The 21,679-nt window shown below is 72.7% G+C and carries 19 protein-coding genes and 1 tRNA gene; 10 read left to right on the forward strand and 10 right to left on the reverse strand.

Features of this window, described 5'->3' with window-relative positions:
- Positions 1–23 precede the first annotated feature (23 nt).
- Positions 24–1,220 carry a serine/threonine-protein kinase gene (locus QSK30_RS00125; protein WP_285498643.1) on the reverse strand — a complete coding sequence of 399 codons (1,197 nt, stop codon included), beginning with the start codon at positions 1,218–1,220 and terminating at the stop codon, positions 24–26.
- A gap of 174 nt (positions 1,221–1,394) precedes the next feature.
- Between QSK30_RS00125 and QSK30_RS00130 the strand changes: the two genes are divergently transcribed.
- From QSK30_RS00130 to QSK30_RS00150, 5 genes are all read left to right on the forward strand, one after another.
- Positions 1,395–1,811, forward strand: coding sequence for a hypothetical protein (locus tag QSK30_RS00130; protein ID WP_285498644.1), 417 nt, complete (start codon positions 1,395–1,397; stop codon positions 1,809–1,811).
- A gap of 35 nt (positions 1,812–1,846) precedes the next feature.
- Entirely contained in the window at positions 1,847–3,067 is a 1,221-nt protein-coding gene (locus tag QSK30_RS00135; RefSeq protein ID WP_285498645.1) for a cupin domain-containing protein, read from the forward strand.
- Complete coding sequence (locus QSK30_RS00140; protein ID WP_285498646.1) at positions 3,064–3,948, forward strand: ferredoxin family protein; 885 nt, start codon at positions 3,064–3,066, stop codon at positions 3,946–3,948. The genes QSK30_RS00135 and QSK30_RS00140 overlap by 4 nt, the downstream gene beginning before the upstream one ends.
- A gap of 192 nt (positions 3,949–4,140) precedes the next feature.
- Positions 4,141–4,713, forward strand: a complete 573-nt coding sequence (locus QSK30_RS00145; protein ID WP_285498647.1) for an RNA polymerase sigma factor — start codon at positions 4,141–4,143, stop codon at positions 4,711–4,713.
- On the forward strand, positions 4,706–5,452 hold the full coding sequence (locus tag QSK30_RS00150; RefSeq protein ID WP_285498648.1) for a hypothetical protein: 747 nt from the start codon (positions 4,706–4,708) through the stop codon (positions 5,450–5,452). The genes QSK30_RS00145 and QSK30_RS00150 overlap by 8 nt, the downstream gene beginning before the upstream one ends.
- Before the next feature lie 24 nt (positions 5,453–5,476).
- Here the strand turns inward: QSK30_RS00150 and QSK30_RS00155 are convergent, their stop codons facing one another.
- The 3 genes from QSK30_RS00155 to QSK30_RS00165 all read right to left on the reverse strand — a co-directional run bounded on the left by QSK30_RS00155 (position 5,477) and on the right by QSK30_RS00165 (position 7,608).
- Positions 5,477–6,871, reverse strand: a complete 1,395-nt coding sequence (locus QSK30_RS00155) for a DUF2867 domain-containing protein (protein WP_285498649.1) — start codon at positions 6,869–6,871, stop codon at positions 5,477–5,479.
- On the reverse strand, positions 6,868–7,218 hold the full coding sequence (locus QSK30_RS00160) for a hypothetical protein (RefSeq protein WP_285498650.1): 351 nt from the start codon (positions 7,216–7,218) through the stop codon (positions 6,868–6,870). The genes QSK30_RS00155 and QSK30_RS00160 overlap by 4 nt, the downstream gene beginning before the upstream one ends.
- A gap of 129 nt (positions 7,219–7,347) precedes the next feature.
- The gene (locus tag QSK30_RS00165) at positions 7,348–7,608 is read right to left on the reverse strand and encodes a hypothetical protein (protein ID WP_285498651.1); all 261 of its coding nucleotides are present in this window, start codon (positions 7,606–7,608) and stop codon (positions 7,348–7,350) included.
- Positions 7,609–8,158: 550 nt separating this feature from the next.
- Here QSK30_RS00165 and QSK30_RS00170 point away from each other — a divergent pair.
- Positions 8,159–8,518, forward strand: a complete 360-nt coding sequence (locus QSK30_RS00170; RefSeq protein ID WP_285498652.1) for a YciI family protein — start codon at positions 8,159–8,161, stop codon at positions 8,516–8,518.
- Complete coding sequence (locus QSK30_RS00175; protein WP_285498653.1) at positions 8,515–9,714, forward strand: RNA polymerase sigma factor; 1,200 nt, start codon at positions 8,515–8,517, stop codon at positions 9,712–9,714. Before QSK30_RS00170 ends, QSK30_RS00175 begins: the two co-directional genes overlap by 4 nt.
- Before the next feature lie 48 nt (positions 9,715–9,762).
- Here the strand turns inward: QSK30_RS00175 and QSK30_RS00180 are convergent, their stop codons facing one another.
- The 3 genes from QSK30_RS00180 to QSK30_RS00190 form a co-directional block, all read right to left on the reverse strand.
- A complete protein-coding gene (locus QSK30_RS00180; protein WP_285498654.1) occupies positions 9,763–10,725 on the reverse strand; it encodes a hypothetical protein in 963 nt (320 codons plus the stop codon).
- Between the two features lie 155 nt (positions 10,726–10,880).
- Complete coding sequence (locus tag QSK30_RS00185; protein WP_285498655.1) at positions 10,881–12,653, reverse strand: dynamin family protein; 1,773 nt, start codon at positions 12,651–12,653, stop codon at positions 10,881–10,883.
- 86 nt (positions 12,654–12,739) lie between these two features.
- Positions 12,740–14,989 (reverse strand): IniB N-terminal domain-containing protein, encoded by a 2,250-nt coding sequence (locus QSK30_RS00190; protein ID WP_285498656.1) that lies wholly within the window; start codon positions 14,987–14,989, stop codon positions 12,740–12,742.
- A gap of 266 nt (positions 14,990–15,255) precedes the next feature.
- Between QSK30_RS00190 and QSK30_RS00195 the strand changes: the two genes are divergently transcribed.
- Together QSK30_RS00195 and QSK30_RS00200 are read left to right on the forward strand one after the other, a co-directional pair.
- Positions 15,256–16,908 (forward strand): Hsp70 family protein, encoded by a 1,653-nt coding sequence (locus tag QSK30_RS00195; protein WP_285498657.1) that lies wholly within the window; start codon positions 15,256–15,258, stop codon positions 16,906–16,908.
- Positions 16,905–19,241, forward strand: a complete 2,337-nt coding sequence (locus tag QSK30_RS00200; RefSeq protein ID WP_285498658.1) for a LuxR C-terminal-related transcriptional regulator — start codon at positions 16,905–16,907, stop codon at positions 19,239–19,241. Before QSK30_RS00195 ends, QSK30_RS00200 begins: the two co-directional genes overlap by 4 nt.
- 29 nt (positions 19,242–19,270) lie before the next feature.
- Here the strand turns inward: QSK30_RS00200 and QSK30_RS00205 are convergent, their stop codons facing one another.
- From QSK30_RS00205 to QSK30_RS00215, 3 genes are all read right to left on the reverse strand, one after another.
- A complete protein-coding gene (locus QSK30_RS00205; protein WP_285498659.1) occupies positions 19,271–19,678 on the reverse strand; it encodes a DUF1707 SHOCT-like domain-containing protein in 408 nt (135 codons plus the stop codon).
- 20 nt (positions 19,679–19,698) lie between these two features.
- A complete protein-coding gene (locus QSK30_RS00210) occupies positions 19,699–20,259 on the reverse strand; it encodes a YceI family protein (protein WP_285498660.1) in 561 nt (186 codons plus the stop codon).
- A gap of 33 nt (positions 20,260–20,292) precedes the next feature.
- A tRNA-Cys gene (locus QSK30_RS00215) sits at positions 20,293–20,364 on the reverse strand.
- Positions 20,365–20,473: 109 nt separating this feature from the next.
- Between QSK30_RS00215 and QSK30_RS00220 the strand changes: the two genes are divergently transcribed.
- Complete coding sequence (locus QSK30_RS00220) at positions 20,474–21,679, forward strand: cysteine desulfurase-like protein (protein WP_285498661.1); 1,206 nt, start codon at positions 20,474–20,476, stop codon at positions 21,677–21,679.

Here is a 21,679-nt window from a genome sequence, read left to right on the forward strand (position 1 = left end):
GTCACCGACTCGGGGACGGTTTTTCAGCCCTCGAAGCGGTTTCCCCTTGGCCAGCGCCAGTGCTTGCCCCGGCGGCTGTCGCCGCTGGTCGGCTCGCGCGTCTGCGTTGCCTGCCTGGTGATGGTGACGACCTTGGTCGAGACCGCTGGGACCTCGATCACCCCGGTCGCCATCTTCACCGGCAGCGGCGCGGCCTGGGTGGGCAGCACGGAGGTGCTCACGTTCGACACCGGCGCGGTCTGGACCGGGTTGGGCTCGGCGCTGGAGGCGCCGGTGGAGAGCATCGCGGCCACCCCGCCGACCATCAGCGCGCCCGCCACCAGGCTCGCGTGCACCGCGCGCGACGTGCGCCGGACCTCGATCTTGGCCGTGGTGTCCTGCCGGGCGTGCCTGCCGGTGGCATTCGGCCCCGGCACGACGATCGGGCCGACCAGCGCGGCCGCGGCCAGCCGCTGCCCGCACTCGGTGGCACTGGGCCGCTCCTCCGGTACCCGGGTCGTCATCGCGCCGAGCGTGTCCGCCCAGATCGCGGGCAGCCAGTCGGGGATCTCCGGGTCACGGGTGAGCCTGGCCAGCGCCGCCTCCACATCGGACCCCTCGTACTCGGGGGTGCCGGTGAGGCACTCGAGCAGCACCAGCCCGAGGGAGTAGACGTCACCGGCCGGGCCGGTCAGCTCGCCGCGCACCTGCTCGGGCGCGAGGTAGGCGGCGGTGCCGACGCAGTGCCCGGTGGAGGTCAGCCGGGCCCCGCCCAGCGCCCGGGCGATGCCGAAGTCGGCCAGGTAGCAGGCGTCGTCGAGGTCGAGCAGGATGTTCGAGGGCTTGACGTCGCGGTGCACGATGCCGCGCGAGTGCACGTAGGCCAGGATGTCGGCCAGTCGCACACCGATCCGCGCCACCTCGCCCGCGCCGAGCACCCCGCCGTCGAGCTTGGCGCGCAGGTTGCCGCCGTCGATGAGCTGCATGACCAGGTAGGGGCGGTCGTTGTCGACCGCGACGTCGAACACGCGGACCAGGCCGTGGTGGGACAGCCCGCCCAGCAGCCGGGCCTCGGACTCCAGCCGGGCGACGGTCGCGCCGTCGGCCTTCGGGTGGAACAGCTTGATCGCGACCTCGCGGCCGAGCCGGGAGTCGACGGCGCTGTAGACGTCCGCCATCCCCCCGGAACCGATCAGCTCGCCCAGCCGGTACCGGCCGTCGAGCATCGTCGGAGACCCCATGCCACCTCCCTCGCGCACGCCCCGAGGGGAGATACCCGAGCCCGGATAGCGGCAAACGTGCTCCCGGATCGGGTGGAACTTGCCGGTTCGCGCGCATGGCGCAACCCGATCGGGGGTACCAAGGCGGTGGAGCGGGTGTTCCCCCTGCCCTGACCACCACCACGAGGAGAAGCTATGTCTCTCGAAGACGACGACATCCGCAGCGGGCACGGCGCGGCGGACGGCGGCGCGGGCGCGGGCCACGACGGTGGGGCTGACGGCGGCGCGGACAGCGGCGCCGGTTCCGACCACGGTGCCGCCGACGGTGGCGCGGGTGCCGATGGTGGCGCTGACGGCGGTGCCGACGGCGGGGCCGGCCACGGCGTGGCCGACCACGGCGCCGACGGTGTGCGCGGCGGTCACGACGGTGGTGCTGACGGTGGCGCCCACGGCGTGGCCGACCACGGTGCCACTGATGGTGTGCGCGGTGGCCACGACGGTGGCGCGGACGGCGGCGCCGACACCGGTTCGGGTGCGGGCCACGGCCCGGCCGACGGTGGCGCGGGTGCCGATGGTGGTGCGGACGGCGGTGCCGACGGCGGCGCGCGCTAGTGCACCCCGCCTCGACCTCGGCTGGACGGTCCGGAGTGGACCGTCCAGCCGTTCGGCGCTGCGTGGGTGTCGCGCCCGAGGACTTCGCGGCGCGGCACTGGGGCCGCTCGGCGCTGCTCAGCCCGGCGGCCGACCTCCCGAAGGCCTTCGACGACCTGCTGACCCTGCGCGACATCGATGAGCTGCTGTCCCGCCGCGGCCTGCGCACCCCGTTCCTGCGGGTGGCGAAGAACGGCGCGGTCCTGTCGTCGAACCAGTTCACCCGGAGCGGCGGTACCGGCGCCGAGGTGGCCGACCAGGTCGGCGACGACCAGGTGGCCCGGCTGTTCGACCAGGGCAGCACGCTGGTGCTGCAGGGGTTGCACCGGCTCTGGCCGCCGCTGATCGACTTCGCCTCCCAGCTCGGGGTGGACCTCGGGCACCCGGTGCAGGTCAACGCCTACATCACGCCGCCGTCCTCGCAGGGCTTCTCGGCGCACTACGACGTGCACGACGTGTTCGTCCTGCAGGTCGCTGGCCAGAAGCGGTGGCTCGTGCACGAGCCGGTGCACACCGACCCGTTGCGCAGCCAGCCCTGGGACCAGCACGCGGACGCGGTAGCGGCTCGCGCGCAAGAGGAACCTCTTATCGACGAGGTCCTATCGCCGGGAGACGCCCTCTATTTGCCGCGCGGCTACCTCCACTCGGCGAAGGCGCTGGGCGAGGTGTCCGCGCACTTGACCGTCGGCATCCACGTGCTGACCAGGTACACCCTGGTCGACGCGCTGCTGAGGCTCGCTGCCCGTGATCCCGACCTGCGCGCGACGTTGCCGCTCGGCATCGACGCCGCGGACCCCGAGCAGCTGGTCCCGCACCTGACCGAAACGGTCGAGGCACTGGCTCGCACACTGCGCGAGACGCCTCCGGAGGACGTCGCCCGCATCGTCCGGGGGCACGTCTGGTCCGGTACGCGGCCCGCGCCGCTGTCGCCGTTGGCCCAGGCCGCGGCCGCGCAGTCGGTCGAGCAGGGCACCTGGGTCCGGCTGCGCGGGGGACAACGCTTCCGCCTGGCGGTGCAGGGCGATCGAGCGGTACTGGAGGTCCCGGGCGACCGGATCACGCTGCCCGCCGCGACCGAGCCCGCGCTGGCCGCGCTGCTCGACGGCGAACCGCACGTCGTGGGTGATCTTCCCGCGTTGGATGTGGCGGAGCAGACAGTCCTGGTACGCAGACTCCTGCGGGAGGGAATCCTCGTCCCCATGGGTGAGAGGGCTTGACGCAGGACCGAGAACGCTGCGCGGACGGCTGCGTCCGCCGAGGTGACCCGGCGGGCGCTAGCGCGCCCCCGGTCAACCACTGGCTCCTGGTCGAACAGCCGGGTCCCTGGGGTCAGGACCCCTGGCGCGAGTCGGCACTGCCCCTGCACGTGGTCGCCGCGATCGCGGCCCAAGCCGCCGCGGCGCACGCACGGGTGCTGCTGATCCGCCGCCCGGGACGCTCCGTGCCGGGCGTGCGCCGCTGGGCCTACGTCGACTCGCGGCCGGGGCACGAGCGGGCCTGGTGGACCACGTTCACCGACCCCGACGAACTGCTCGACCTGCGGCTCACCGAGGGCGAACCGTCGACGGACCCGATCTACCTGGTGTGCGCGCACGGCAAGCACGACACCTGCTGCGCCATCCGCGGTCGTCCGGTCGCGGCGGCGCTGGCCAAGGCGCGGCCCGACCAGACCTGGGAGTGCAGCCACGTCGGTGGTGATCGCTTCGCGGCCAACGTGGTGGTCCTGCCACACGGGCTGTACTACGGGCAGGTCGCCGCCGCCCACGGCCCGGTGATCGCCGAACGGTACGAGGCGGGCTTGGTGGACGTGGCCCACCTCCGCGGCCGGTCGACTTACTCGGCCCCGGCGCAGGCGGCCCAGCAGTTCGCCCGCGAACGCGTAGGCGAAGCTCGCCTGGACGCCTTCCCGCCACTGTCGGCCCGACGCGTGGGCCACGAGCAGTGGGAGGTGGAACTGGGCACCCCCACGGGTCCCCTGCGCGTCGAGGTCCGCGCGGTCTTCCAGCGCAGCGACACCCCGCTGACCTGCACAGCCACCACTCCGGCCGCGATCCGCCACTTCGAGCTGGTGCGCTGGCCGGACCGGGCACCCGGCTGACCGGTCCGCGCGCCCGGCGCGAGCGGTGGAACCGATCACCGGTGAGCGGTGTAATCCCGCTGTCGGAACGAGTTCACCCCCGGGTCAACTCGGTACCGGTACTTGCAAGGCCGCTGACCGCCGGTCCGGTCGCTCGAGGGGGGCGACCGGGCCGGTGGAGCCGCCGGGAGACGCCGAGACACGGGGCGGGACGTGGACGACGACGGGGAACTGGTGGCGCGGGCGCGGGCCGGGGAACGGGCCGCGTACGAGGCTCTGGTGCGCGCACACCACTCGGCGGCGTGCCGGATGGCCTGGGTCTCCGGGGCGGGTGCGGACGCTGAGGACGTCGTGCAGGAGTCGTTCGTGCGCGCGTTCGGCGCACTCGGCAGTTTCCGGCCTGGTGCGGCGTTCCGGCCGTGGCTGCTGCGGATCGTGGTCAACCAGACCAGGAACCTGCACCGGTCGCGGCTGCGCCTGGCCGGGGTCCTCGGCCGGGTCGCGGCGCTGCGCGAGTCCTGGGAGGAGATCGCGAGCGCGGCCGAACCACCGGCGGCCATGCTGCTCGCCGAGCGGCACCGGGTGCTGTGGGCGGCGCTGTCCGGACTGGCGGACAAGGACCGCCAGGTGCTGGGGTGCCGCTACCTGCTGGACATGTCCGAGGCGGAGACCGCCGCCGTGCTCGGCTGGCCGCGCGGGTCGGTGAAGTCGCGGTCCACCCGTGCGCTGGCCCGGCTGCGCGAGCGGATCGCACCGGTGGTGGGAGAGGTGCGCGACCATGCCTGACGAACTTGAACACGCCCTGCGGGAGTTCGGTGACACCTTGGACCGGGAGCCCAGTCGGGCTCAGGTCGCCGAGATCATCGACCGCGTTCCCGGGCTCGCCCCGACCGCCGGGGACCTCGGACCGCGACCGTGGCGCCACGTCCTGGTCGCCGCTGCCGCCGGAGCCGCGATCGTCATCTGCGGCGTGCTCCTCACGGCCCCGGTCACCGCGCCGCCGGGCCACGACCTGACACCGACCCGCTCGCCTGTCGCGGGCCACTGCGCGGGCTGGACCGGGATGGTCCTGGTGCCCACGGCCCAGGTCGGCGTGATCACCGGCTGGACCCCGCCACCGCCCGCCACCGGCGTGCTGCGCGACGTCTTCGTGCGGTACAGCCAGATCACCACCGGCACCGCCGTCCTGGCCGTGGCCTACTACGACGTCGACAACCAGCAGATCACCGTGGAGCGCTATCCCCGCGCCACGACGGTCACGGTGGAACGCGCTGACCGGACCGAGGGCGTCCGAGTGGGCCGCTTCCCGGCGGCCTGGGACCACCCGTACGCCATCGGCCCGGCCAGCTACGACCTCCGCTACCGCGCCGATGCCCTCGATCGCGAGGGCGACCCCGTCACGGGCACCGTGGCCTGCGTGGGTTCCCGGTTGACCTGGACCACCGAGGACGGCACCACCTTCGCCGTCTCCGGTCAGGCCCCGTCCGCGACCCTGCTGGACCTGGCCCGGCAGATCGCGGGGTGAGGTCCCGCTGGGACCCGGCCGCGCTCAGCCGGATTGCCGCGCCGCGGCTTCCCGGGCCAGCGCGTGCGCCCGCGTGACCTGCTTGCGCGCCATCACCCGGAAAACGACCAGGTGGATCGGGTAGACCGCCCGCCAGTAGACCCAGCCCAGCAGCCCGCGACTCCGCAGGGCTCCCACCTGCTCCAGCCCGGATGCCCCGATCCGGTACCCCAGCCAGGCTTCCCCGCAGAACCACTTGTCCGTCATCAGCACGATGTGGTGGTCGCTGAACTCGGCCACCGTCCACCAGTCCACCCGCGCCCCGCGCTCGACCTTCGCGGGCCGGTGCAGCGACAACCGCTCCCCGAACAGCCTGCCCAGCACGATGCGCAGCCACCACGCCCACGCCCAGCCGTACCAGCGCAGGCTGCCGCCGCACTTGCGCAGGTCCAGCCGCGCGCCCGAGGCGTCGCCGGGCTCGACCGGGACCTTGGTGCTCAGCGCGAACACGCCGTCGAGCAGGCCGTTCTCGAAGTCGAAGACGCGCTCGGCGATCCGCTCCCGCTGGTTGTCCATAGTGGACTGGATGGCCGCGGCCACCGGGACCGGGTCGATGTCGAAGGCGGTCGTCGGCTCGGTCACCACGACATCGGTGGTCAGGCTGTCGATCAGCGACCGGCTCACCGTCCGGTCGACCGGGGTGACCACGCCGACCCAGTGCGCCGAGAGCCCGGGGCTGAGCAGCGGCACCCGCACGATCCGGCGCCGCGGCAGGCCGCGCACGGAGGCGTAGAGCTGCATCAGCTCCTCGTAGGTCAGCACGTCCGGGCCGCCGATCTCGTGCACCCCGGCGGGCACCGACTCCTCGGCCGCCGCGCGCAGGTACGCCATCAGGTCGGCCTCGGCGATCGGCTGCACCCGGGTGCCCACCCAGCGCGGGCACACCATCGCGGGCAGCCGCTCGGTGAGGTAGCGCAGCATCTCGAACGAGATGCTGCCCGCGCCGATGATCACCGCGGCGCGCAGCTCGACCACCTCGACACCGGTCTCGGCGAGCAGTCGGCCGACCTCCTGCCTGCTCTCCAGGTGCTTGGACAGCTTCCCGGCGCCCAAGCCGCCCAGGTAGACGATCCGCCGCACGCCCGCGGCGGCCGCGGCCTCGGCGAACGAGCGGGCCATCCGGCGGTCGCGGTCGGCGAAGTCGCCGCCGCCCGCCATCGCGTGCGCGAGGTAGTAGGCGGTGTTGACGCCGCGGAGCACCTCGGTGAGCGCGGCGGTGTCGGCGACGTCCACCGATTCCGCGCGCACGTGTTCGCCCTTGGGCAACGTCGAGGCGTTCCTGCCCAGCGCCAACACCGGTTGGCCGTCGGCGTCGAGCGCCCGGACCAGCCCGCGTCCGACGTACCCGCTGGCGCCGATGACAGCGACCGGCGCGGTCATGCCGGGACGCGCAGGTGCCTGGTGAAGACCCGGACGGCGTCGAGCAGGGCGTGCGGGTCGGCCCCCGCGCGGGTGCGCCGGTCCTCCCAGGCGGCGTGCCCCACGGCGGCGCGGATCGCGGCCTGCGAGGAGCGCTCGCGCAGCGCGGCGGCCATCAGCGGCACCAGCACGGCCCGGGTCTGCTCGTCGTCGAGGTCCGGGTTGTCGATCAACCGGTGGTACTCGCCGAACAGCTCGACGGTGAGGTCGCTGGCCTCCCGCGGGTCGCGCACGCAGCAGTCGAAGGTGCGGTAGACGAACGTCAGCAACCGGTCGTGCTGCACGCCCCAGCTGATCGTGGCGCCCATCTGACTCCCTCACACGATCGGACGGATGAGCCGACCGTATCCCCTGGCTATGGGGCTCACCACTCGGGTGATGTGTTCGCCTGAGGGTGGGTGTTCGCCGGTCGGAGTTCCACCGAACGTGCTACCCGGTCAGGGAAAACAGGCGGTGCTGTAGAAACCCCATCGCCCGGAGTGCATGGCCCGCACCCCGCGCGGGCCGTATCGGCGGTACGGCTCGTCGCGGATGTCGCCCTGCTCATCCTGCGTCAGGGGCGTGCCGTACTCGTCGCTGAAGTGATCGGAGCCGGGGTTGTAGTTGAGGTAGAACCGCCCGGCGGTGCAGTGGTTCGTCTCGCAGTGGGTGTAGGTCCCGTTGCACGGTTCCGCGCTGGCCGTGCCAGATGGAATCAACGCGAACCCCGCCGCAGTTAGCGCTACCAGGGCCAATCGCATGTCTCACCCCTCTTAGTCGTATGCCTCACACAGCACGTACCCGGTCCGGCCTAGCTGAACGGAATACCCGTAGCACCAGAGAGGCTCGTACGGATCCGCGTGATAGACGCGGAAGTGAGAACCCGCGCGCATGGTCCCCAGGACCGGCCCGTGCGGGGAGCACACAGGTGGGTTGGACATCTCGTGCAGGTAGGTATCGCGGTTGATCGTCCGCTCGCGTACGTCCGGGGTGCGGAAGTGGCTCGCGCACCCGGGAGGTCTGGTGTCAGCGCTAGCGGTCGCGGGTAGCAGCACCCCGGTGACGGCTAGGGCGAGGACGAGGACAGTTCGGCGCATCGGCCCTCCTGACGAGGATTGACCAGATGAACTCATTCTCAGTCAAATCCTGGCACGGTTGCGCCCGGGGCCGAACCCCTAAAGATGTCCCCAGTCGGATGTAGAGCGCCGGGCCGTCGGCTCCGACTCAGGGGTGAGCGCGCCACCAGGGCGCCGACGAGGAGGTACAGACGTGAAGTACTTGATGCTGGTCTACGGCAACCAGGAGAAGTGGGACGCCTTCCCGGCCGAGGAGTGGCCCGCGGAGGTCGCCAAGCAGGACGCGTTCAACAAGCGCTACCAAGAGACCGGCGAGCTGATCGGCGCCTACGGCCTCGCCGACGCCGTCAACGCCCGCCTGATCCGCCGCGTCGACGGCGTGCCCGCGGTCACCGACGGGCCGTACCTGGAGACCAAGGAGTACATCGCCAGCTTCTACCTGCTCGACGTCGAGGACGAGGCACGGGCGCACGAGATCGCCGCCGACATGCCGTGGGCCGACAACGACCCGATCGAGGTCTGGCCGGTCCCGCACGAGGCACCCGCGCTGTGAGCGGGGTCGAGGGCCTGCTGCGCGACCTGGCGCCGCGGGCCCTCGGCGCCCTCGTCCGCCGCCACCCCACCCAGTTCGACGCGTGCGAGGACGCCGTCCAGGAGTCCCTGCTGGCCGCGGCGACGCAGTGGCCGGCGGCGGGGGTCCCGGACCGCCCGGTGGCCTGGCTCGTCACGGTCGCCTCCCGCAGACTCCTCGACCAGATCCGCGCCGAGGCGGCCCGACGCAGACGCGAGGACGCGGTGGCCACCCCGTGGTCCGCGCTGCTCAGCCCGGCCGCGGACGACGACCGGCCCGCGGACGACTCCGTCGAGCTGCTGTTCCTGTGCTGCCACCCGGCGCTGTCCGGCCCGAGCCAGGTCGCCCTCACCCTGCGCGCGGTGGGCGGCCTGACGACCGCGCAGATCGCCGCGGCCTTCCTCGTCCCCGAGGCCACCATGGCCCAGCGGATCACCCGGGCCAAGCAGTCGATCCGCGGCACGGGCTTCCCCACCACCAACCACCCAGCCCGCCTGAGCGCGGTCCTGCACACCCTCTACCTAATCTTCAACGAGGGCCACACGGCCTCCGCGGGTCCAGATCTGACGGCTCCCGCCCTGTCCGAGGAGGCGATCCGGTTGACCCGCATGCTCCCAGCGGAAGGCGAGTCAGCAGGCCTCCTGGCCTTGATGCTCTTGACCGACGCCCACCGCCCCGCACGCGTGTCCCCCAACGGAAGCCTGATCCCGCTGGCAGAACAAGACCGCACCCTCTGGAACCGAGAACGCCTGGACGAGGGCCTCGCGCTGATCACCACCACGCTGCCCAAGGGGCCAGTCGGGCCCTACCAACTGCAGGCAGCAATAGCGGCCGTGCACGCCGAGGCACCAACGGCTGAGGCCACGGACTGGGCACAGATCTTGGCCCTGTACGACCTCTTGGACCGTATTGCCCCTAACCCCGTGACGACCCTCAACCGCGCGGTAGCCGTTGGCATGGTGCAGGGTCCTTATGCAGCTCTGGATCTCTTGTCGACTCTTACGGACAAGCGGGTGACCAGCCACCACCGGTTCCACGCAACGCGCGCGCACCTGCTGGAACTAGGTGGGGACCTTGTTGCCGCCCAGACCTCTTACCGTGAAGCGGCCCGGAGAGCTACCAGCTTCCCGGAACGCCGCCACCTCACCAACCGCGCCAACGCCATCAAGCCCGAATGACCCCCTAGGGGATGTCGAGGCATCCCAGTCGGGCAAGGTGGGGTTCGGTCAGTGCACTGCGCCCGTTGTGATCAGGGCTTCGCAGGTGCGGGTGATGGTGTGTGCTGCCTGGCGCTCCCGGGTGGTGTGGTGAGGGGATTCGGCCAGGGTGCGCCAATGTAGGGCCGCCGCGTAAGAGTCGCCGTTGGTCAATGTCAGGCGAGTCGCGGGTGAGGTGCCGTGGGCGCCCAGTAGGTACAGCGCCTCCTCTGTGTGTTCCCCCAATGAAACGCGCCCCGTACGTAGGGCGGCGAGGAGCAGTAGTTCGCGGGGTTCGTGCGCGCTTGTCATAAGACGTTCGAGGTCGTTTGCCAGTTGTGGGCGGGGGTCTTCGCGTAGGACCGTGTCCACTGCGCGCAAGGCTGAGAGGGCTTGCAGTACCGGTGCGCGGTCGACGAAGTTGCGGGTAATTGACTCTCGCAGGTCGCTTATGCCGCTGGCGCGCAACAACTCTGCGGCTAAGGCGTCGTGGGAGCGTAGGCCGCGGCGGGCGGTGGCGATGGATAGGCGGATGCCGAACAGTCCAAGACGTGTCGGTAGTGCTACCGCCGCGGGGTCTGGGTAGGTGGCGAAACGGTCTGCGGACAACAGAAGTGGGTCTATCTCCGTGCGGGGCAAGGTGCTCAGGGAGGCGATCAGCCGGGCCTCGTCCGGAGTCAGTGTCGCGCCCGCCAGCGCGACCAGGCCGGAGACCGCGAGCACGTCCTGGCACCCGTTCGACGTGCGGGCGTGTCGACGGGCCAGGCCACGGGCCGATACCAGTGCGTCGACCCGGCCGCCGCCCAGTTCGTCCGCGCGGGAGAAGACCACCAGCGTGGAGACGGCGTCGGTGTCGGGCAGGGTGCCGGGCTGGGGTTGCAGGTAGACCACGGCGTCCGCGTCGGTCTCACCGTCCATGAGTTCGACCGGGCCCGGCCAGTCCACCGCCACCCGCTCTACCGACACACCCTCGCCGAGGATGGCGCTCATCATGGTTGAGCGCCCGGATCGCGCGGGACCGGTTACCGCTAACCGCAGCGGTCCATCTAAAGAGGACATACGGGCTTGTAGGAACGCCTCCGTGCGGGGACTACCGCGGTATGCGGCGACGGCGCGTTCCAAGAGCGACCAGGTCGACTCCGCGAAGCTCACGCGCCCCGCCCCCGTACGGCCTCAATCCTGGCTCTTAGCGCCAACAGTCGTTCTAGCTCGCGCCGTACCTCGGCCGCGCGGGTGGTTCTGCGGGCCGCTTCGGCGTCCAGGTCGCGCTTGATAAGGCGAGCTGACTCTGCGGCTGCGTCCCGTAGCTCTTGTGCGACTTCGGCGAACCGGTCGCGCAGTGCGCGGTGGATCAACCGCGTCGCGTCTTTCGACTCCTTGCCGTAAGAGAGGAAGAAGTCGTCCACGTGTCGCTGTGCCGTTGTCTTGGCCATCGCCTGCCGACGCTTGAGGCGTGCGCCGCGCTCTTCGAACACGCTTCGCGCGCCGAACGCCGCGCCCGCGCCGAGGGAGATCGGGTTGATCAGTGGGAGTCCGGCCAGCGTGGTCGCCAGGCCGGACATCAGCAGGCCGCTGTAGGACCCGCGCAGACCCACGAACGCCTTCTGCACCGGGCTGAACGGCTCGATGGCGGGTTTGCGCAGGCCCACCACGTGCTCGGTGGCCAACCCGCGCAGCACCTCGGCGGGCAGCTGGCGCGCGTCCGGCACCACCTGCCGCGCCACCCGGCCCGCGATCCACTCGAACCGGTCCAGCAGCCACTGGGAGTTCGTCTCGGCCACCGCGGTCAGGTTGTCGTGCATCCAGTCGCTGAACTCGGGCCACACCTTGGCCGGGTCGGCGGCCTCGAAGTAGTCGTCTACCTCTCGCAGGATCCGCCGGGTGCGCTCGCGCAGGTCGTGGTCCAGGTCGGCCATCAGGTCCGCGACCTCGTCGGACAGCGTGGTCTGCCAGCGCGCGCTCTCCCGCTGGAGCCGCTCGACCCGCCTGCCCGCCGCGTGCCACTCGGCCACCGCGCGGGTGTCCGCCGCCCGCGGCCCGGCGTCGAACTCCTCGCGCAGCGGGGCGATGAGCTGGTCGACGGCCAGACCGCTGGTCGCCGCGGCCGCCTTGGCGGCCACCAGCACCGGGTCGGTCAGCACGTCGCGGCGCAGGCAGCCGATCAGCTCGACGAACCCGGACTCCTGGTTCAGCGCCCGGTCCTCGGCCCGCACGGCCGCCGCGCGCAGCGTCGAGGACACCGGTACCAGCGGCGCGGCCACCCCGGCCTGGGCCAGCCGGTGCCGGTCGGCCTCGGCGACCCGCCGCCAGCCGGGCACCAGATCGATCTTGGTCAGCGCCACCAGCACGGTCGGGCAGAGCTTGCCGACCTGCGTCAGCAGCTCCAGCTCCAGGCTGCTCAGCTCGCTGGTGGCGTCGGTGACCAGCAGCACCGCGTCGGCCTCGGCCAGCGCGGCCATGGCGCGCGCGGTTCGCGGACAGCCCGGCGCGCCGAAACCGGGGGAGTCCACCAGAACAAGGCCGGCACCGAGCAACGAGCGCGGTAGGCCTACCTCGGCGCGCACGACGTCACCGCGGACAAGGGCGAGTTTGTTGGCGTGCGTCGCGACCGACTCAACGGCGGGTGCTTCGGTTGTGTCACCAGTGATGAGCGCGGCGGTAGGTCGGTCGGCGTGTCTTAGAACGGTGGGAACGACCGTGGTGAGGTCGTCTCCGACCGCGCAGACATCGGTGCCGATAAGAGCATTCACCAACTGGCTCTTACCTTGCCCGGGATAACCGGTGACCACTAAGCGCCGTCCGGGCTCGAGAAGGAGGGCGCGGCGGTCGAGCAGCCGGTCCACCAGGTCACCGCGGCGCAGGGTCGCGCACGCGCGGATGGTGTCGTCCAGGATCTCCAGCCATGGTGGCGCTGCCGTCACTCGGACGAGTGTGCCGTGTTCACTCGGTGAGGTGAAGAAGGCGGGGCCCGTCGGTGTGACAGACCCCGCCTCCGGGCTCGGCTGGCTCAGTGACCCAGGTCCAGGTCGCCGACCAGGCCGCCCACGTCGGGCAGGCTGTGGTCGACCCCCGCGAGCGGGGTGTGGTCGACCAGGTCGCCCACGGTGTCGTGCAGGGTCGGCAGCGGGTTCGCGACCGGGAGGTCGGGCAGCTCCGGCAGGTGCGGCAGCTCGGGCAGGTCCACGGGCAGGTGCGGCAGGTGCGGGACCTCGGGCAGGTCGACCGGCAGGTGCCCCAGCCCCGGCAGCTGCGCGGGCAGCTCGGCGGGGAGGTGGCCCAGGTCGGTCGGGAGGGTCGGCAGGTGCGCCGCCGGGAGCGCGGGCAGTGCCGGGACGGCGGGGAGCTCGGGCAGCTCGGGCAGGTGGTCCACGGCGTCGATCGGCGCGGCGGCGGGGACACTGGTCAGGAAACCGCCCAACCCGGCGACAGCGCTCTGGACGCCGAGCAGGTCGCCACCGGAGTGCACGTAGTCGGCGACGGTGCCCGCGCTGAGGTCGCCGCCGCGCAGCAGCTCGGAATCGAGCGACCCGGCCGGATCGCCGAGTCCGCCGCCGAGCGGGGTGACGAAGTCCAGCAGGGCGGTGGGGTCGGCGAGACCGCCGAACTCGGGGGTGCCGAGTGCGCTGGGGTCGAGACCACCGAGGTCCGGGGCGCCGGCTCCACCGACACCGCCGAGGCCCGCGACCGACCCGACCAGGCTGCTCGCGTTGGCCACACCTGCGGTCTCCGCCAGACCACCCGGGCCGGCCACCTGGCCCAGCTCGCCGACCGCGGCGAGGCCGGTGGCGGTGCTGGCCAGGTCACCCACGTCGGCGGTGTCGGTGATGTCGGTGATGTCGAGCAGGTCTGCCGCGTTCGCCACGCCGCCGAGGCCGCTGGCGGTGCCGACCAGGTCGCCGGTGTCGGCGAGGTCACCCACGTTGGCGGTGTCGCCCAGGTCTGCCGCGTTGGCGAGGCCGGTGACGGTGCTGATCAGGTTGTCCGCGCCCGCAGTGTCGCCGACGTTGGCCAGGCCGGTAGCGGTGCCGACCAGGTAGTCGGTGTCGGCGAGGTCGTGGGTGATCCCGCCCAGGTCCGCCGTGTTCGCCAGGGCGCCGAGGCCGGTGGCGGTGCCGAACAGCGTGCCCAGGTCCGGCGAGCCGCCCAGGAGGTCGCCGGGGGTGAGGGTGCCGAGCTGGGGTGCGGACAGCTCCGGCACCCCGTAGCCGTCGAAGTCGATGTCGCCCAGTGGGGTGCCGATGTCGAGGGCGGCACCGGGGTTGTCCGTGCTCAGCGTGACGTCTCCCGACGCCGACAGGAGCTCGCTGTCGAGTTCCAGCCCGCCGGTCACGCCGTCACCCGACGCGGTGAAGCCCGATGCCGTCGCCAGCTGCTCGCTGTCGATGCCCACGCCGCCTGCCGCGCCGTCGCTGGTCGCCGCGAAGCCGGAGCTGTAGGACGCGAAGTCCGACTCGCCCGACGAGGAGGCGGCCACTCGGTGCTCGGTCGCGCTGAGGTAGCTCGCGCCCTCGAACTGGTCCGAGTCGAACTCGGCGCCCGCGTCCGCGCGGCCGTCGGCCGCGGCGAAGCCCAGGTCGTAGCCGCCGAACTCGGTGGCGCCCATGGTTTCCGCGCGCACCGCGTCCTCGCCCGCCTCGACGAGACTCGCGGTGGTGAACTGCTCGGAGGTCGCGTTCAGGTGTCCGTACGCGCCGTCCTCGGAGAGGTCGAGGTCACCCGCGGCGGTGGCGTACTCCGACGCCAGGGTGCCCACCGCGTGCGTGCCGTCGGTGTCGGTCGCGAAGGTGCTCCGGGCGTCGACCGAGTCGGTGTCCAGCTCCGCGCCGCCGTAGGCGCCGTCGGTGTTCGCGGCGACGCCGAAGGTGGCCGCCGCGTCATCGAACTGGCCGAACTGGTCGAAGTGGCTGTCCAGGCCGGCGACCAAGCCGTTGTGGTCGGCGTCGAGGCCACCGGTGAACGAGCCGAGGGTCGACTCGGCGGTCGCGGTGCCGGTCAGGCCGTCGGCGGCGTCGGCGACCGCGCGGAGGCTGGTGATCGCGTCGGTTCCCTCGGGCAGGCTCAGGTCGAGGTCACCGAGCTCGACCGGGGCGTAGTCGACCACCAGCGGGATCACGTCGTGCACGTCCTGCGCGGTGACCTCGTCCAGGCCCGCCCGTGACAGCGCCGCGGCGGGGTCGGCGGCGAACGCGGACCGGGCGGCCTCGTCGGTCAGCAGGTTGAGCACGAAGTCGTGCAGGGTCTGGTCGGCGGTGTACAACGCGGGACTCCTCCTGGAGTGGGTGTGGTCATCCGGCGCCCGAGGCCGGGGGCATCGATCCCGGGCGGTGGTGGGCAACGCTAGGGCGGGGAGGTCCCGCTGCCATCGGGGATGACTCCCCGTCTCACTCCCTAGCTAGAAAGGGTGACAACAGTTCACCTATTAGGGGATTAGGGAGTGGTGAAGTTGCCACTCGGGGTTATCGGACCCGGACCGGCACCTGGTACGAACAGCGGTACTCGCCCCGGCCCCGAGGAGTGCTCGACATGTCGTACGTGCTCGGCGTCGACGTCGGCCGCAGCCGCGGCGCGGCGGCGGTGCGCAGGCGCGCGGCGGGCGGGTACGGGGCGCCCGAGGTCGTCCCGCTCGACGGCGGCGCGCGGTGGACACCCGCGGTGCTGTTCGTCGCGGGCGACGGGGAAGTGCTGGTGGGACCGGCCGCCGAGCGGCTCGCGGCCGATCAGCCGGACCGGGTGGCGCGGGCCGTGGCCGACCGGGTCGGCGACGACACCGCGGTGCTGCTCGGCGGCGAGCTCTACCCGGCGGAGACGTTGTTCGCCGCGGTGGTCGCCTGGGTCGTCGACCTCGTGGCCGAGCGCGAGGGCGGCGAACCCGACCGCCTCGCCGTCACCCACCCGCCCGAGTGGGGGTCATACCGTCGTGCACTGCTGCGCGAGGCCCTGCGCGCCGCGGGCCTGCCCGGTGCGCTGCTGATCCCCACGGTGGTCGCCGCCGCCGAGGCCCGGCACGAGCGGGAACCGGTGCGCGCCGGTTCGGCCGTGGTCGTCAGCCTGGTGGGCGGCCTGCGCGTCGAGCACGCCGTGCTGCGCCGCACCCCGACCGCCTTCGACCTGGTCACCCACCACGCGCCGGACGTCGACGCGGGCGCTGTCCTGGACGACCTGCTGGCCGACCACGTGCTGGCCGCGGCTCCGCCGCCGGACCCGGACCTGACCCTGCCCGATGTCCTGACCGCGCTCCCGAGCACCCCGACCACCGCCGCGATGGCCACCTTCCGAACGGCGTGCACGGCGGCCAAGGAACGCCTGTCGGTTGCCGCCGAGGTCCGCGTCCCGGTGCCGCACCTGCGCACGGACGTGACGGTGACCCGCGCCGAGTTCGCCGAGCTGGCCCACCCGGTCCTCGGCCCGACGGCGACCGCGATCCGCGCCCTGCTCGCCCGCACCCCGCCCGACACGACAGTCGTCCTGGCGGGCGGGACGGCCCGGGTCCCGCTGCTGGCCACCCTCACCGACTGCCTGGTGGACGACGACCCGGCCACGGCCCCGGCCCGGGGCGCCGCACTCGCCGCCGCCCCGCCGCACCGGGCGCGGAACGACTTCGCGACCCGCGGTGATCCCCGCCCGCACCCCGCGTCGCAGAGCAGTCCAGGGTTCCACCCCGCGTCGATCCACGATCCGCGGCTGCTCGGGACGACCGGTGATCCCCGGCCGCTGGGCGCCGGTTCGGGGAGCGGCCAAGGCTTCCACTCCGTCTCGCGAGAAGGTCGGCGGTCGATGGCGGCTGGGGCGGGGGTGCACCAGGACGGTGATCTTCGTTCGCGACCGGCCGTGGAGAGCGGTCCCGGGTTCCAGCCCGCGTCGACTCTTGAACCGCGGCAGGTCGGGACGGGGAGTGATCCGCGCCCGCGTCTTGCTTCGGCGAGTGATCCGCGGTTGCCACCTGTGCTGGGTGGTCGGGTCGGTGACCCGCTGTTGGCCCCGCCCCCACCGCCGCACCGCGGCGTGCGGGAACCGGAGAGTGATCCGCACCTGGCCCCGGTCGAACCCGTTCTGTCCACTGTGGACATCGATGACGACCCGCCCGCCCGGCCGCCGGTGGCGGTCACGCCGTTGCGGCCGCCGCCCAAGCGGTTCGCCCGCAGGAACCGCACCGACGAAGATGAGGACGGTCGTTGATCCCCGGACATCCCCACCCCAGTGAGCTGGTCCTCGACGAGCCCACCCGGCGGTTGTGCGCGGCGATCACAGGTGGTGATCTTGCACCGGTCCGGCTGGCGGTCATCGCGCCCGGCGGCTACGGCAAGAGCGCCCTCCTCGACCTCTTGGCCACGACCGACCACGCGCAGCGCTACCGCCGGGGTGTCACCGCTCCGCTCATCTTGGTCGACGACGCGCACCTCCTGGGCGACAACGACTTCGCTGACCTGCGTGAACGCCTCGAGGACAACGACGTCGGCGTGGTAGTCGCTGCTCGTCCACGTCCGCGCCCCGCCCAACTGGCCGCGTTGCTCGGCAGGCTCAAGGGTCAGGTCGTGCTCCGCCCATTCGACCGCGCCCGTACCGCTGCCTGTCTGCGGCAGCTCAACCCGGTCTCGGACGACCTGATCACCCTTGTGCACCAACAGACCGGTGGTGTCCCCGGCCTGGTTCACCGCGTCGCGCCCCACCTGCGCGCGGAAACCGTTGGACCACAGGCCATCGAGGAGTTCCGCTTCGACCTCGACCGCCTCGACGCCGACCAGCTGACCGCCCTGCTCGCCGCCGAGGTCGGGGCCGGGCCCGGGTTGCTCGACCGACCAGAGGCCGTCGAGGATGCCCGCGCCACGGGTCTGCTGGCCGCCGACGGGTCGCTGATACCCCTTGCCGCACAAGCTCTTCGCGCTCTCGTCCCGCATGAGCGCCGCGCCGCCGTGCTGGACCGGCTGGCCGAGCTGCGGCTTGCCCGCACCGGGCCGTTGCGCGACTTCGCGAAGTCCCTTTTGGACGCTGGGGCCACCACCTCGAACGCGGGCGCGGTCTACGCCGCCGCGACCGCCGAGGCCGATCCCGTGCTCGCGGTCGAACTCCACCGCGCCGCCGCGGCGGCGGGCCACGAGACCGACCAGGTCGCCCGCGCCGAGGCCGAGGCCAGGGCCGGTGACCTCGACGCCGCCCTCCGTCGTGCGGACGCGTTGCTGGCCAAGGGCGACCGCCGAGCCGCACACGTCGCCGCCGCCGCGTTGGCCCACCGCGGTCAGCCCGCGCGCAGCGCCGAGCTCTACTGCTGGGCGGGCGCGGGTCCGCTGGCGGCCATCGGGCTGGCGAGCACCGGTCGGGTCGCCGAGGCGCGCGAGGCGCTCCGGGCACCCGCGGGCGACGGCCCGCCCACGCTGTTCGCCGCGGCGATCTCGCTGGCCGCGCGGGGTGTCCTGGATTCCATCGACGGGGACGATAGCGCACTGTCCACAGTGGTCCGCGCCGCCGAGGTGCTGGAACCGGTCGGCCGCGACGTGCTGCTGCCCGACACCCCCGCCGCCCTCGGCGCCATCCTGGCCCTGCACCGCGGCGCCGCCGGGATCGCCGAGCCGATGCTGGCCCGCGCCCAGGCGGCGGGCACCGGTGGCGACCTGCTCGCGCCCCGGCACGCGCTGCTCGCCGCGTGGGCGGCGATGGTGCGCGGCGACGCGGTCCCGGTCTTCGACCCCGCGGGCCAGGCACCTCGGGACTGGCTCTTCGCCGTGGGTTTGGCCGTCGGTGCCGCCCGCCGCGGCAGCGACCTGGTCGCGTTGCGCAAGATCTGGGAACACGCCTACGAGGCAGTCGTGCGGCACGAGGTGGACCTGTTCACCCTGCTCCCGCTGGGCGAGTTCGCCGTGGCCGCCGCCCGACTGGGCGACCGCGAGCGCTTCGCACCACACCTGGCGCAGGCCTGGGACCTGGTGCGCGCACTGGGAAACCCGCCCACCTGGACGACGATGCTGCACTGGTGCTGCCTGCACGCGGAGATCATCGCCGAGCACCCGGAGGCCGCGGCCGCGCACTCCGATGCCTTGGCGGGCAACGCGAGCGCGGGCCCGTTCCACGCCACCATGGCCGAGGCCGCCGCGGTCTGGCGCGAGGTGCTGACCGGTCAGGTCGACGCCGACCGGGTCGAGGCGGCCGCCCGCGGGCTGCACGCGGCGGGCCTGTGCTGGGACGGCGCGCGGCTCGCGGGCCAGGCGGCCATCCGCACCACCGACCGCAAGCGGATGGTGACCCTGCTCGACTGCGCCCGCGCGCTGCGGGGTTCGACCGTGCGCGAGGACACCGCGGCGGACCACTCGGGGATGACCCGGCTCAGCGAACGCGAGCTGCAGGTGGCCGAACTGGTGCTGGACGGCCTGACCTACAAGCAGGTCGGCGACCGGTTGTTCATCTCGGCGAAGACTGTGGAGCACCACGTCGCCCGGATGCGGGCGCGCCTGGGCGCGACCAGCCGGGCCGACCTGCTGGCCCAGCTGCGCGCGCTGGTCAGCCCGCAGCGGACCTGAGGCCGGTCCCGAATCGATCCACAGTGGACTTACGAGGTGACCAGCAGCAGCAGGCCGACGATCAGGATCGGGGCCAGCGCCCACCACGTCGCGGTGATCGCGACCACCGCGACCACGCCCGCCGTCGCGACGCCGAGGAAGACGTAGAGCCCCGTCTTGGTGTTGCGGGAGCGCTGCGGCTCCCAGAGGGAGCGGTCCTCTTCCTCGGCGACCACGACGGCGGGCCGCTGGTGCGGTGGTCCGTCGAAGTCCGGGTGCGGGTCGGGCAGGTCGTCGAACAGCGCCAGCAGGTCGGCCCTGGTCCGGGCGGCCGCCGCGGTGCCGACGCGCTGCTCGTACTCGGCCACCTCGAGCCGCCCGGCGGCCAGGTGGTCGGCCAACGCGCCGATGGCGCGCTCTCGGTCGGACGTACCGACCCTGATGTCGCCGGTCCCCATGCCCCCAGTTTAGGGCGAGACTAGGCCTGCTGGCGCAGGACTGCCTCAACCTCCACCAGGATGCGCACCTCGTCGCTCACCGCGAGGTTCCCGTTGGCCAGGGTGCTCTGGAAGGCGAAGCCGAAGTCCGAGCGGTTGATCGTGGTCTCGGCCGAGAACGCGGTCTTGGCCTCGCCCTCGATGCCCACGCCGAAGCCGAGCGCCTCCAGCTTGAAGGTCACCGCCCGGGTGACCCCGCGCAGCGTCAGGTCGACGTCGAGCAGGAAGTTCTCGCCGTCGGGGCGCAGGCCGGTGGAGACCAGGGTGGCGGTCGGGTGGTTCTCCACGTCGAAGAAGTCGCTGCCGAACAGGTGCTTGTTGAACACCGCGAGGCCGGTGTCCAGGGACGTGACGTCGATCTCGGCGGTGACGGTCGACTCAAGCGGGTTCTCGGCGGTGACCAGGGTGCCGGTGAACCTCTCGAAGCCGCGGCGGTACCGGGTCAGGCCCAGGTGCCGCACCACGAACGACACGTCCGAGTGAAGGGGGTCGATGTCCCAGGTCCCGGTGGTGTAGCCGGGGATCCGGATTGCGGTGGTCACGGTTGCTCCTCGAGCGGGGAAGGGTGAGATCCGAGGCGAAGGCGGGATTCGAACCCGCGTGAACGGCTTTGCAGGCCGCTACCTGGGCCTCTCGGTCACTTCGCCGGGGTACGAACCCGACACTGGCACCGCGTGGGCCCGCCGTCAAAGACGGAGGGGATCGTCTCGCCCAGCGGGATGGTATTCGTTCTAGGCTGCACCGGTGAGTCATGGGATGAATTACGACGTGGCAGCGGTCCGGGCGCGGTTCCCCGCGCTGGCCGAGGGTGCGGCCCACTTCGACGGACCTGGCGGATCCCAGGTCCCGGACGCGGTCGCCGAGGCGGTGGCCCGCACGATGCTGGCCGCGGTCTCCAACCGGGGGCAGGTGACCGCCGCCGAGCGGCGGGCCGACCTGGTCGTCACCGGCGCCCGGCAGGCGGTGGCCGACCTGCTCGGCGCCGACCCGGCGGGCGTGGTGTTCGGCCGCAGCATGACGGCGCTGACCTACGACCTGTCGCGGGCGCTGGCCAAGCACTGGGGCCCGGGCGACGAGGTGGTGGTCACCCGGCTCGACCACGACGCGAACATCCGCCCGTGGGTGCAGGCCGCCGAGGCCGTCGGCGCCACCGTGCGCTGGGCGGGCTTCGACCGCGAGACCGGTGAGCTGCCGGTCTCGGCGATCACCGACGTGCTCTCGCCGCGCACCCGGCTGGTCGCGGTGACCGCGGCGTCGAACCTGCTCGGCAGCAGGCCGGACGTCTCGGCGATCACCGCGGCGGCGCACGAGGTCGGAGCGCTCGCCTACGTCGACGGCGTGCACCTGACCCCGCACGCGTTCGTCGACGTCGCCGCGCTGGGCGCGGACTTCTACGCGTGCTCGCCGTACAAGTTCCTCGGCCCGCACCTGGGCGCGGTGGCCGCCGCCCCGGCGCTGCTGGAGACGCTGCGGCCGGACAAGCTGCTGCCCTCCTCCGACGCGGTGCCCGAGCGCTTCGAGTTGGGCACGCTGCCGTACGAGTCGCTGGCCGGGACCACCGCCGCGGTCGACTTCCTCGCCTCACTGGTGGCGGGCGAGGGGCCGCGCCGCACCCGGCTGGCCCGGTCGATGGCCGCGCTCGACGGGCACGAGGCGGCGCTGCTCGCCCGGCTCGACGGGGGGTTGCGGGCGCTGCCGGGGGTGCTGGTGCACGGCGCGCCGGACCGGCACCGCACGCCGACGGTCTTGTTCACTGTGGACGGTCTGACACCGCGCGCGGTCTACGAGCGGCTGGCGCTGGCCGGTGTCAACGCGCCCGCGAGCCACTTCTACGCCCTGGAGTGCGCCCGCTGGCTCGGCCTCGGCGACGCGGGCGCGGTGCGCGCCGGGATCGCCCCGTACACCAACGAATCCGATGTAGACAGACTGCTCACCGAGGTCGCCGACCTGGTGACCGGCTGA

Source organism: Actinokineospora sp. NBRC 105648 (assembly GCF_030269645.1).
Classification (GTDB): Bacteria; Actinomycetota; Actinomycetes; order Mycobacteriales; family Pseudonocardiaceae; genus Actinokineospora.

What these genes read in the sequence shown, in the direction of transcription:
- QSK30_RS00125 (WP_285498643.1), bottom strand. Translation starts at nt 1,220, where the DNA reads ATGGGGTCTCCGACGATGCTCGACGGCCGGTACCGGCTGGGCGAGCTG.
- QSK30_RS00130 (WP_285498644.1), top strand. Translation starts at nt 1,395, where the DNA reads ATGTCTCTCGAAGACGACGACATCCGCAGCGGGCACGGCGCGGCGGAC.
- QSK30_RS00150 (WP_285498648.1), top strand. Translation starts at nt 4,706, where the DNA reads ATGCCTGACGAACTTGAACACGCCCTGCGGGAGTTCGGTGACACCTTG.
- QSK30_RS00155 (WP_285498649.1), bottom strand. Translation starts at nt 6,871, where the DNA reads ATGACCGCGCCGGTCGCTGTCATCGGCGCCAGCGGGTACGTCGGACGC.
- QSK30_RS00160 (WP_285498650.1), bottom strand. Translation starts at nt 7,218, where the DNA reads ATGGGCGCCACGATCAGCTGGGGCGTGCAGCACGACCGGTTGCTGACG.
- QSK30_RS00180 (WP_285498654.1), bottom strand. Translation starts at nt 10,725, where the DNA reads ATGATGAGCGCCATCCTCGGCGAGGGTGTGTCGGTAGAGCGGGTGGCG.
- QSK30_RS00195 (WP_285498657.1), top strand. Translation starts at nt 15,256, where the DNA reads ATGTCGTACGTGCTCGGCGTCGACGTCGGCCGCAGCCGCGGCGCGGCG.
- QSK30_RS00205 (WP_285498659.1), bottom strand. Translation starts at nt 19,678, where the DNA reads ATGGGGACCGGCGACATCAGGGTCGGTACGTCCGACCGAGAGCGCGCC.
- QSK30_RS00220 (WP_285498661.1), top strand. Translation starts at nt 20,474, where the DNA reads ATGAATTACGACGTGGCAGCGGTCCGGGCGCGGTTCCCCGCGCTGGCC.